The 10850-nt window shown below is 64.5% G+C and carries 9 protein-coding genes; 4 read left to right on the top strand and 5 right to left on the bottom strand.

Annotated features, from left to right (window positions below; translation table 11 throughout):
• Positions 1–338: 338 nt before the first annotated feature.
• Together CAG00_RS07075 and CAG00_RS07070 are read left to right on the top strand one after the other, a co-directional pair.
• On the top strand, positions 339–1703 hold the full coding sequence (locus CAG00_RS07075) for a glutamine synthetase family protein (protein ID WP_085663934.1): 1365 nt from the start codon (positions 339–341) through the stop codon (positions 1701–1703).
• Between the two features lie 25 nt (positions 1704–1728).
• A complete protein-coding gene (locus CAG00_RS07070; protein ID WP_085663933.1) occupies positions 1729–3036 on the top strand; it encodes an FAD-binding oxidoreductase in 1308 nt (435 codons plus the stop codon).
• A 149-nt stretch (positions 3037–3185) separates the two neighbouring features.
• Here CAG00_RS07070 and fadD1 read toward each other — a convergent pair whose 3' ends face one another.
• Both fadD1 and fadD2 read right to left on the bottom strand, forming a co-directional pair.
• The gene (fadD1, locus tag CAG00_RS07065) at positions 3186–4883 is read right to left on the bottom strand and encodes a long-chain-fatty-acid--CoA ligase FadD1 (RefSeq protein ID WP_025340179.1); all 1698 of its coding nucleotides are present in this window, start codon (positions 4881–4883) and stop codon (positions 3186–3188) included.
• 358 nt (positions 4884–5241) lie between these two features.
• Positions 5242–6930, bottom strand: a complete 1689-nt coding sequence (gene fadD2 / locus CAG00_RS07060; protein WP_085663932.1) for a long-chain-fatty-acid--CoA ligase FadD2 — start codon at positions 6928–6930, stop codon at positions 5242–5244.
• A gap of 219 nt (positions 6931–7149) precedes the next feature.
• Here fadD2 and CAG00_RS07055 point away from each other — a divergent pair, with 219 nt between their 5' ends.
• Entirely contained in the window at positions 7150–8094 is a 945-nt protein-coding gene (locus tag CAG00_RS07055) for an alpha/beta hydrolase (RefSeq protein WP_085618628.1), read from the top strand.
• Positions 8095–8128: 34 nt separating this feature from the next.
• Entirely contained in the window at positions 8129–8599 is a 471-nt protein-coding gene (locus tag CAG00_RS07050) for a MaoC family dehydratase (RefSeq protein WP_012273633.1), read from the top strand.
• 126 nt (positions 8600–8725) lie between these two features.
• Here CAG00_RS07050 and CAG00_RS07045 read toward each other — a convergent pair whose 3' ends face one another.
• Genes CAG00_RS07045 through CAG00_RS07035 form a run of 3 tightly spaced genes read right to left on the bottom strand, consistent with a single transcriptional unit; the run spans position 8726 to position 10815 of the window.
• A complete protein-coding gene (locus CAG00_RS07045; protein ID WP_085663931.1) occupies positions 8726–9964 on the bottom strand; it encodes an RNA polymerase sigma factor in 1239 nt (412 codons plus the stop codon).
• A complete protein-coding gene (locus tag CAG00_RS07040) occupies positions 9964–10449 on the bottom strand; it encodes an SRPBCC family protein (RefSeq protein WP_085663930.1) in 486 nt (161 codons plus the stop codon). The genes CAG00_RS07045 and CAG00_RS07040 overlap by 1 nt, the downstream gene beginning before the upstream one ends.
• Positions 10450–10470: 21 nt before the next feature.
• The gene (locus tag CAG00_RS07035) at positions 10471–10815 is read right to left on the bottom strand and encodes a YciI family protein (protein WP_013973721.1); all 345 of its coding nucleotides are present in this window, start codon (positions 10813–10815) and stop codon (positions 10471–10473) included.
• Between the last annotated feature and the right edge of the window lie 35 nt (positions 10816–10850).

The following is a 10850-nucleotide window of genomic DNA, read 5'->3' as shown; positions in this document are numbered from 1 at the left end:
GCAACGGCACAAATGTTTAGCCAGGTGCGATGTAAAGGTTGCCATTCACTGCTTTAATCAACCTTACGCCGCATGTGAGTATCAAAGGCATGACTCCCGTCCAGCCCATCGCCCCACCGTCGTCCCGCCCTTCGCAAGCGAAGGCCCGGCGCCGTGCCGGTGAGAATCCGCTGGTCCATATCATCCTCGCCTTCTGGGCCCTGTGGCACTGCCGTCACGCACGCCCACCGGATTTCTCGCTCACGCCGTTGTGACCAGACCCGGCCGTCTTCCGGCCGTTTGACTCAGCCGGGCCGCCTGCATGCGCGGTGGCCCGTGCGCCCGTGAGCGAATCCATCATGCACTTTGCACCTGTAGAGCAGGCCAGCCGTTTTCTGGCCGACAACCCCGATATCGAACTGTTCGAACTGTTCATCCTCGACGCCAACGGCGTACCGCGCGGCAAGCTGCTGCACCGCGAGGAACTGCTGGCCGTGTACCAGACCGGCCGGCCGCTGCCCAGCACCATTCTCGGCCTGACCCTGAACGGCGACGACGTGGAAAACTCCGGCCTGGTGTGGGACGTGGGCGATATCGACTGCCGCGCCTACCCGCTTGAAGGCAGCCTGGTACGCCTGCCCTGGCGCCGGGTGCCGACTGCCGCGGTGCAGGTGAGCATGCACCCGAACGAGGGCCTGCCGGCCAGCATCGCCGACCCGCGCCATGTGCTGCTGCGTACCATCGAGGCGTTGAAGGCCGACGGCTACCATCCAGTGATGGCCTGCGAACTGGAGTTCTACCTGCTCGACCAGCAACGTGATGCCCAGGGCCGCCCGCAACCGGCGCTGGACAACGACGGCGACCGCCCACGCACCACCCAGGTGTATGGCCTGCGCGAACTGGAGCAGATCGAACCGTTCCTCGCCGACCTCTACGCCGCCTGCAAGGCCCAGGGCATCCCGGCCCGCACGGCGATTTCGGAATACGCCCCCGGCCAGGTGGAAATCACCCTCGAGCACGGCGACGCCCTGCAGGCGATGGACCAGGCCGTGCGCTACAAGCGCCTGGTCAAGGGCGTGGCCCATGCCCATGGCATGCAGGCCTGCTTCATGGCCAAGCCGTTCGCGCAACTGGCCGGTACCGGCATGCACATGCACCTGAGCCTGGCCGACAGCGCCGGCAACAACCTGTTCGCCAGTGAGGACAAGGCCGGCACCCCGCTGCTGCGCCAGGCCGTGGCCGGCATGCTGCGCCACCTGCGCGACTCGCTGTTGCTGTTCTGCCCCAACGCCAACTCGTTCCGCCGCTTCCAGGCCAACAGCTATGCCCCGCTGGCGCCAACCTGGGGCGTCGACAACCGCACCGTGAGCCTGCGCATACCTGGCGGCCCGGCCAACAGCCGGCATGTGGAGCACCGCATCTGTGGCGCCGACGCCAACCCCTACCTGGCCGCTGCGGCGATCCTTGCCGCCAGCCACCGGGGCATCCGCGAACAGCTGGACCCGGGGGCACCGGTGGAAGGCAACGGCTATGCCCAGGCCACCGAACACCTGCCCACCGACTGGCTGACTGCCCTCGACGCCCTGCAGCATTCCAGCTGGGCTCGCGAAGCACTGGGCGAGGACTTCCTTGGCGTGTACCTGAAGGTCAAGCGCGCCGAGTACCGCCAGTTCATGGCCGAAGTCAGCGAGCAGGACTGGCGCTGGTACCTGCACCAGGCCTGAGCCCCCCAGATAACAAGGAACCCCCATGAACGCAGCATTGAACAAGGGCCCGGCGCAGCGCGCGCCGTCCTATTACAGCGCCACCCTCAACGACCACACCGAGTACCCGCAGCTCAAGGGCACGGTACAGGTGGATGTGGCGATCATCGGCGGCGGCTTCACCGGCGTGGCCACGGCGGTGGAACTGGCCGAGCGTGGCCTGAAGGTGGCCATCGTCGAAACCAACCGCATCGGCTGGGGTGCCAGCGGGCGCAACGGCGGCCAGGTCACCGGCAGCCTGTCGGGTGACGAAGCCATGCGCACGCAGATGCGCAACCGCCTGGGTGCCGAGGTCGATGACTTCATCTGGCACTTGCGCTGGCGCGGCCACCAGGTGATCGAGCAGCGCGTGGCGCGCTACGGCATCGACTGCGACCTCAAGCGCGGCCACCTGCACGCGGCCATGAAGCCCTCGCACATGGACGAGCTGCGCGCATTCGAAGCCGAGGCCCGGCGGCGCGGCATGGGCGAGCAGGTGCAATTGCTCGACCGCGAAGCCATGGCCGAGCACCTGCAAAGCCCGCTGTACCTGGGCGCGCTGAAGAACCTGCGCAACCTGCACCTGCACCCGCTCAACCTGTGCCTGGGCGAGGCCCGTGCCGCCCATGGCCTGGGGGCGCTGATTTTCGAAAATTCCGAAGTGCTGGACATCGTCCACGGCCCGCGCCCGGCGGTAGTCACCGCCCACGGGCGGGTAGAGGCGCGCCAGGTGATGCTGGCCGGCGATGTGTACCACAAACTGGAAAAGCGCCAGCTCAAGGGCAAGATCTTCCCGGCCATGGGTGGCATCGTCACCACCGCACCGCTGGGGGAACTGGCCGAACAGATCAACCCGCAGGATCTTGCGGTGTACGACTGCCGCTTCGTCCTCGACTACTACCGCCTGACCGCCGACAAGCGCCTGTTGTTCGGCGGTGGCGCCAACTATTCCGGCCGTGATTCACGGGATATCGAAGGCGAACTGCGCCCGTGCATCGAGCGCACCTTCCCGGCGTTGAAAGGCGTGCCGATCGAGTTCCAGTGGAGCTGCGCCATGGGCATCGTGGTCAACCGCATCCCGCAGCTGGGCAAGCTGTCGGACAACGTGTGGTATTGCCAGGGTTATTCGGGGCACGGCATTGCCACCAGCCACATCATGGGCGAGATCATGGCCGAGGCGTTGACCGGGACGCTGGAGAAGTTCGACACCTTTGCCCAGTGCAAGCATGTGCGGGTGCCGATGGGGGATTTGCTGGGTAACCCGCTGCTGGCGGCGGGGATGTGGTACTACCAGATGCTGGAGAAACTGCGCTGATTACGCGGTCTCTGTGGGAGCGGCCTTGTGTCGCGAAAGGGCCGCAAAGCGGCCCCAGGGTCTCAGCTGTGATGCTGAAATTGCTGAGGCCGCTTCGCGGCCCTTTCGCGACACGAGGCCGCTCCCACACTGAGCGTGCAGGGCTCTGATCAGGCGATCTTCTTCAAGCCCTGTTTCTTCAGCTCTTCATCGCGCAGTTCGCGGCGCAGGATCTTGCCCACGTTGGTGGTCGGCAGCGCGTCGCGGAACTCGATCTGGCGCGGGACCTTGTAGCCGGTGACGTTGGCGCGCATGTGCTCCATCACCTGTTCCTTGGTCACGGTCATGCCCGGCTTGACCACGATGAACACCTTGATCACTTCACCGGACTTCTCGTCCGGCACACCGATGGCCGCGCACTGCAGCACGCCCGGCAGGGCCGCCAGCACATCTTCCAGCTCGTTGGGGTACACGTTGAAGCCCGAGACCAGGATCATGTCCTTCTTGCGGTCGACAATGCGCATGTAGCCGTCCGGCTGGATCACGGCGATGTCACCGGTCTTCAGCCAGCCATTGCTGTCGAGGATCTCGGCAGTTGCCTCTTCGCGCTGCCAGTAGCCCTTCATCACCTGCGGGCCCTTGACGCACAACTCGCCCACCTCGCCCAACGGCAGCTCGTTGCCATTGTCGTCGATGACCTTGCACAGGGTGGACGGCACCGGAATACCGATGGTGCCGACCTGGTTGGCCTCCGCCGGGTTCACCGCAGCCACCGGGCTGGTCTCGGTCATGCCATAGCCTTCACAGATGGCGCAGCCGGTCACGGCCTTCCAGCGCTCGGCCACGCTCAGTTGCAGGGCCATGCCGCCGGACAGGGTGATCTTCAGCGCCGAGAAGTCGAGGGCACGGAACGCCTCGTTGTTGCACAAGGCAACGAACAGGGTGTTGAGGCCGACGAAGCCGCTGAACTTCCACTTGCCCAGCTCCTTGACCATGGCCGGCAGGTCACGCGGGTTGCTGATCAGCACGTTGTGGTTGCCGATCAGCATCATTGCCATGCAATGGAAGGTAAAGGCGTAGATGTGATACAGCGGCAGCGGGGTGATGAGGATTTCGCAGCCTTCGTGCAGGTTGGAGCCCATCAGCGCCCGGCACTGCAGCATGTTGGCCACCAGGTTGCGGTGGGTCAGCATCGCGCCCTTGGCCACGCCGGTGGTACCACCGGTGTATTGCAGCACCGCCACATCGTTGGCCTGCGGGTTGGCCTCGGTCACCGGCTGGCCCTTGCCCAGCGCCAGTGCGTCGTTGAAGCGTACGGCACGCGGCAGGTTGTAGGCCGGCACCATCTTCTTCACGTACTTGATCACGCTGTTGATCAGCAGGCGCTTGAGCGGCGGCAGCAGGTCGGCCACTTCGGTGACGATGACGTGCCTGACCTGGGTCTTGGGCACGACCTTCTCGGCCAGGTGGGCCATGTTGGCCAGGCACACCAGGGCCTTGGCGCCGGAGTCGTTGAACTGGTGTTCCATTTCCCGTGCGGTGTACAGCGGGTTGGTGTTGACCACGATCAGCCCGGCACGCATGGCACCGAATACCGCCACCGGGTATTGCAGTACGTTAGGCAGCTGCACGGCAATGCGGTCACCCGGCTTGAGGTCGGTATGCTGCTGCAACCAGGCGGCAAACGCCCCCGACAGCGCATACAGCTCGCCATAAGTGATAGTCTTGCCCAGGTTGCTAAAGGCCGGTTTGTCGGCAAAGCGTTGGCAGGATTGCTTGAGTACCGCCTGGATATTGGGGAATTCGTCAGGATTGATTTCCGCCGTAATCCCGGCTGGGTACTTATCCTTCCAAAAATGTTCGATCATGGAAGCCCACTCCTTCAGCAACAGCGAAGTTCGATTCACGCGTCGATGCGCTTATTATTGATATGAGATGACGGCTCGTTGCAAACCGGATCATCTGAAAGCGGGCCGAGAGTAACAGCTTTGCCTGGGGTCGCCTAGAGGCCAAAACAGGCCTCACGGTCACAAAAATGACTCAATGAACAATACAGGTCATTTTTAGAGTAATTATCCAAAATGTCGCAGATCGGGCTATAAATAGCCTGTTAGAGCGGTTTCACGGCATTCGCGGGCTTGCCCGCTCCCACAGGGACCTCACAGGTCTCGAATGCTGTGCAGTATCTGTGGGAGCGGGCAAGCCCGCGAAGGAGCCAACCCGGTATCAAGCTATGTCGCGCAGCTCCCGCCGCAGGATCTTGCCCACCGGCGTCATCGGCAACGACTCGCGCAGCACGATGTGCTTGGGTACCTTGTAGCCGGTGAAGTTGGCCTTGCAGTAGGCCTTCAGCTCATCCACGCTCAGCCCGCCCTCGCGCGGCACCACGAACAGCTTCACCGCCTCGCCGGAGCGCTCGTCCGGCACGCCGATGGCCGCGCAGTTGGCAACCTTGGGATGGCCCATCACCACATCCTCGATCTCGTTGGGGTACACGTTGAAACCCGAGACGATGATCATGTCCTTCTTGCGGTCGACGATGCGGGTGAAGCCGTCCGGGTCGATCACCGCGATGTCGCCGGTCTTGAACCAGCCTTCCGCATCCAGGGCCTGGGCCGTGGCCTCGGGCTGCTGCCAGTAGCCTTTCATCACCTGCGGGCCCTTGATGCACAGCTCGCCCCGCTCGCCCAGCGGCAACTCGTTGCCGTCATCGTCGATCACCTTGAAGGCGGTGCCAGCCACCGGGATGCCCACCGTGCCCAGGCGCGCCAGCTGGCCATAGGGGTTGGTGCTGGCCACTGGCGAGGTTTCGGTCAGGCCGTAGCCTTCGACGATGCGGCAACCGGTAAGCGCCTCCCAGCGCTCGGCCGTGGCCTTGACCAGCGCGGTGCCGCCGGAGTTGGTGACCTTCAGCGCCGAAAAGTCGAGCTGGCGGAAGCCCGGGTGGTCCATCAGTGCGACGAACAGCGTGTTCAGGCCCAGCAAGGCGGAGAAACGCCATTTGCCCAGCTCCTTGATGAAACCGGAAATATCCCGCGGGTTGGTGATCAGCACGTTGTGGTTGCCGGTAACCATCATGCACATGCAGTTCGCGGTAAAGGCATAGATGTGGTACAGCGGCAGCGGCGCGATCATCACTTCCTGGCCGTCCTTGATCAGCTTCTGCCCGTCCGGCCCGTGCTGCGAGAAGCAGGCCAGCACCTGCAGCATGTTGGCCACCAGGTTGCCATGGGTGAGCATGGCGCCCTTGGCCAGCCCGGTGGTGCCACCGGTGTATTGCAGCACGGCAGTATCGTCCAGACTGAGCGGCACCGGCTTGTGCGACAGCTCGCGGCCCTGGCGCAGCACGTGCTTGAACGACACCGCCTGGGGCAGCTGATAGGCCGGCACCATCTTCTTCACCTTGTCGACCACGGTGTTGACCAGCCAGCCCTTGGCGGTGGGCAGCATGTCGCCCATCCTGGCCTCGATCAGGTACTCGATGCCGGTATCGGGCAACACCTCCTGCACGCGCTTGCCGAACATGTTCAGGTACACCAGCGCACGCGCGCCGCTGTCCTTGAACTGGTGGCGCATCTCGCGCTCGGTGTACAGCGGGTTGGTGTTGACCACGATCAGGCCTGCGCGCAGGGCACCGAACACAGCGATGGGGTATTGCAGCACGTTGGGCATCTGCACCGCGATGCGGTCGCCCGGCTTGAGGTCGGTGTGCTGCTGCAACCAGGCGGCGAAGGCCGCCGAGTGGCGCTCCAGCTCCGCGTAGGTCAGGGTCACGCCCAGGTTGCTGAAGGCCGGGCGGTCGGCGAAACGTTTGCAGGAGCGCTCGAACACCTCGACGACCGAGGTGTAGGCATTGATGTCGATGGTGGAAGGCACGCCCGCCGGGCGCTTGTCATTCCAGAAGTCGGCTTGCATTTATTATTGTTCCTCTGCCTGGACCTGCTGTAAGTCCTGTAGTCCTTTCACCTGCCCGCTTGAAAGCGAAAAGGCGTTGATCCGACGTTAGCAGGTAAGCCCAAGGCGGCATATACGCCAAGTGCCGCCATTAACATTGTGAATCTTATTTGTGCCCTTCCTGCAATCCGGTCGGTTGTGCATACACTGTTCGGGTACCTGTGCGCACAAGGACCCGCCATGCCTCACGACGCCTTCTGGCTGCCCGCCAGCGAGCACTGCAGCCTGTACGTGCACCAATGGTTGCCGGCCACACCGGTAAAAGCCGTGGTGTTGCTGGCCCATGGCATGGCCGAGCATGCCGGGCGCTACCAGCACCTGGGCCATGCCTTGAGCGAAGCCGGCTTCGCCCTGTTCGCCGCCGACCAGCGCGGCCATGGGCGCACCGCCGAACTGGGCAGCCTCGGCCTGTTCGCCCGCCATCATGGCTGGAATGCCGTGGTCAACGACATCGGGCTGCTGGCCCAGCACATCGGCCAGCAATACCCGTGCACGCCGCTGTTCCTGTTCGGCCACAGCATGGGCAGCTACATCGCCCAGGCCTACCTGCTGCACCACAGTGGCAGCCTGCATGGGGCGATCCTCAGCGGCTCCAACTACCAGCCGGCGGCGCTGTACCACGTGGCGCGGCTGATTGCCCGGCTGGAAGCCTGGCGCCAGGGGCCGCTGGGCAAGAGCGCACTGATCGAGTGGTTGTCGTTCGGCTCGTTCAACAAGGCCTTCAAGCCCAACCGCACGGCGTTCGACTGGCTCAGCCGCGACCCGGCGCAGGTCGACCTGTACGTCAACGACCCGCTTTGCGGCTTTCGCTGCAGCAACCAGTTGTGGCTCGACCTGCTGCAAGGCTTGGCGCAGATCAGCCAGCCGAGTAACCTCGCGCAGATCGATCCGAACCTGCCGCTGCTGGTAATCGGTGGTGAATGTGATCCGGTCAGTGCCGGCAAGCGTCTCACCCACCTGGCCGACGCCCTGCGCGCGACCGGCAATCGACATGTACAGCTGCGCGTCTATCCTGAGGCGCGGCACGAAGTACTCAACGAAACCAACCGTGACGAGGTCACCGCCGATATTCTCGGCTGGCTTGAACAGGCGCTGGCTCTTGGCCGCCCTGTGCGCAGTGAATGACAGCCGCCCTCGCCTACCGCTTAAGGAAGCCCCGATGTCCCAGGTCACCAACACGCCTTACGAAGCCCTCGAAGTCGGCCAGAAGGCCGAGTACAAGAAGTCCGTCGAAGAACGCGACATCCAGTTGTTCGCCGCGATGTCCGGTGACCACAACCCGGTACACCTGGACGCCGAGTTCGCTGCCAAGAGCATGTTCCGCGAGCGCATTGCCCACGGCATGTTCAGCGGCGCGCTGATCAGTGCTGCAGTGGCCTGCACCCTGCCTGGCCCTGGCACCATCTACCTGGGCCAGCAGATGAGCTTCCAGAAGCCGGTGAAAATTGGCGATACCCTGACCGTGCGCCTGGAAATCCTGGAGAAGCTGCCCAAATTCAAGGTGCGCATCGCCACCAATGTGTACAACCAGAATGATGAGCTGGTGGTCCAGGGCGAGGCCGAGATCCTCGCACCGCGCAAGCAGCAGACCGTCGAGCTGGTGTCGCCGCCGAATTTTGTGGCTAGCTGAAGATTGATGCAGGCAGTACCGGCCCTTTCGCGGGTAAACCCGCTCCCACATGGATCTCACAGCATCAAGCCGTGACGCAATCCTGTGGGAGCGGGTTTACCCGCGAAGAGGCCGGCGCAGCCAACATCATTCGATAGCCTGCAACCGCCGCTCGATATGCCTGCGCTCCGGCTCCTGCCGGGTCAGCGCCAGCGCCTGCCGCCAGGCCGCCCGGGCCTCTTCCATATGCCCCAGCTGGAAATGCAGCTCGCCCCGCGTCGCATGCGCCAGGTGATAGTCCAGCAACTCTCCCCTCGCCAGAATCCCTTCGACTTCCCGCAGCCCAACCTCCGGCCCATCCCGCTTCGCCAGCGCCACGGCCCTGTTCAGTTCTACCACTGCTGACGGCCAATGCCGCTGCAGCACGTCATACAGCCCGACGATCTCCGCCCAGTCGGTCGCTTCGGCCGTAGCCGCTTCGGCATGCACCGCCGCAATCGCCGCCTGCACGGTATAGGCACCGAATGCCCGGCTTTGCAGGGCCTGGCGCACCAGTTCGCAGCCTTCGGCAATGCGTTGCCGGTCCCACAGGCTACGGTCCTGCTGCTCGAGCAATACCAGATTGCCCCGGCCATCGGTACGCGCGCGCTGCCGGGACGCCTGCAGCAACATCAGGGCCAGCAGGCCGACCGCCTCCGGGTCGGGCAGCAACTGCACCAGCAGGCGCGCCAGGCGAATGGCTTCATCGCTCAGCTCCTGCTGCAACAGCGCCTCGCCCGCCGACGCCGAATAGCCCTCGTTGAACACCAGGTAGATCACCCGCAGCACACTCTCCAGGCGCTCGGGCAGTTCGCTCAGCTCCGGCACCTGATAAGGGATGCCGGCATCGCGGATCTTGGCCTTGGCGCGCACGATACGCTGGGCAATGGTGGCCGGACTCTGCAGGAAAGCACGGGCGATCTGCTCGGTGGTCAGGTCGCAGACTTCACGCAGGGTCAGCGGCACCTGGGCATCGGCGGACAAGGCCGGGTGGCAGCAGGTGAAGATCAGCCGCAGGCGGTCGTCGGCCAGCAGTTCTTCTTCGCTGGGGTCCTGCGCCTGGCCGTCGAGCAGCATGCTCAGGTCCGCCTGGGAACGGTCGAATCGGGCGCGCCGGCGCAGCGCATCGATGGCCTTGAAGCGGCCGGTGGACACCAGCCACGCCCGCGGGTTATCGGGGATACCGTCGCGCTGCCAGCGCTCGACGGCGATGAAGAAGGCATCGTGCATGGCCTCCTCGGCCAGGTCGAAATCACCCAGCAGGCGGATCAGCGTCGCCAGGATGCGCCGTGACTCGCTCCGGTAGACCGCCTCGACCTCGGCGCGCACCTGCGCCAGTGCCGTCATCAGTCGGGCATCCGCTGGGTCACCACCTCCACCAGGCGGTCCATGCTTTCTCCCCAACCCTGGTGGAAGCCCATTTCCTCATGGGCGCGGCAATCGGCGGCATTCCAGTGCCAGGCGCGGGCGGTGTAGCGGGTTTTGCCCTGCTCCTCGTCAAAACTGATCACGGCAGTCATGAAGGCCTTGTCCGAAGGTACCCAGCCTGGGCCGAAGGCATCGGTGAACACCAGCCGCCGCGGCGCGGCGATCTCCAGGAACACGCCCTGGTTCGGGTACTCGCTGCCATCCGGCGCGCGCATCAGGGTGCGGAACAGGCCGCCGATCCACAACTGTATCTCGCACTCCGGGGTGGTCATGCCGTGCGGCCCCCACCACTGCATCAGCCACTGGGGCTCGGTCCAGGCGCGGAACACCTTGGCCGGTGGCGCGTCGATCAGGCGGCTGATGGACAACTCGTGTTGCGCTTGCGCGGGGTGTGCAAGGCTCATGCTGGTAGGTCTCCATTGCTGTCAGGGTTGCAGTTCGCGCACCGGCCGCACCTCGACACTGCCGACCCGCGCGGCGGGGATGCCCTTGGCGATGTTCAGCGCCTCGTTCAGGTCGCGGGCTTCCACCAGGTAGAAGCCCGCCAGTTGCTCCTTGGTCTCGGCGAACGGGCCGTCGGTCAGGCTCATGTGCCCGTTGCGCATGCGCACTGTGGTGGCAGTCTGCACCGGCTTCAGCGCCTCGGCCGCCAGCATTCGCCCGGAGCCTTGGATGGATTCGGCATACGCCATGCATTCGGCGTCTTCCGGGCTGTCGGGCAGGCTGTGCAGCAGCCCCTCGTCACAATAGACCAGGCACAGGTATTTCATGGTCGCCTCCAGGGCATTGGCAAAGTGCGTTTGGC

The sequence above is a fragment of the Pseudomonas sp. B5(2017) genome, assembly GCF_002112825.1.
Taxonomy (GTDB): Bacteria; Pseudomonadota; Gammaproteobacteria; order Pseudomonadales; family Pseudomonadaceae; genus Aquipseudomonas; species Aquipseudomonas putida_Z.
This window is presented reverse-complemented; position numbering and strand designations above follow the sequence as displayed.

Excerpts from the sequence above, each read along its gene's own strand:
- CAG00_RS07035 (WP_013973721.1), bottom strand. The coding sequence starts at position 10,815 with ATGAAATACCTGTGCCTGGTCTATTGTGACGAGGGGCTGCTGCACAGC.
- CAG00_RS07075 (WP_085663934.1), top strand. The coding sequence starts at position 339 with ATGCACTTTGCACCTGTAGAGCAGGCCAGCCGTTTTCTGGCCGACAAC.
- CAG00_RS07045 (WP_085663931.1), bottom strand. The coding sequence starts at position 9,964 with ATGACGGCACTGGCGCAGGTGCGCGCCGAGGTCGAGGCGGTCTACCGG.
- CAG00_RS07040 (WP_085663930.1), bottom strand. The coding sequence starts at position 10,449 with ATGAGCCTTGCACACCCCGCGCAAGCGCAACACGAGTTGTCCATCAGC.
- CAG00_RS07070 (WP_085663933.1), top strand. The coding sequence starts at position 1,729 with ATGAACGCAGCATTGAACAAGGGCCCGGCGCAGCGCGCGCCGTCCTAT.
- CAG00_RS07055 (WP_085618628.1), top strand. The coding sequence starts at position 7,150 with ATGCCTCACGACGCCTTCTGGCTGCCCGCCAGCGAGCACTGCAGCCTG.
- fadD2 (WP_085663932.1), bottom strand. The coding sequence starts at position 6,930 with ATGCAAGCCGACTTCTGGAATGACAAGCGCCCGGCGGGCGTGCCTTCC.
- CAG00_RS07050 (WP_012273633.1), top strand. The coding sequence starts at position 8,129 with ATGTCCCAGGTCACCAACACGCCTTACGAAGCCCTCGAAGTCGGCCAG.
- fadD1 (WP_025340179.1), bottom strand. The coding sequence starts at position 4,883 with ATGATCGAACATTTTTGGAAGGATAAGTACCCAGCCGGGATTACGGCG.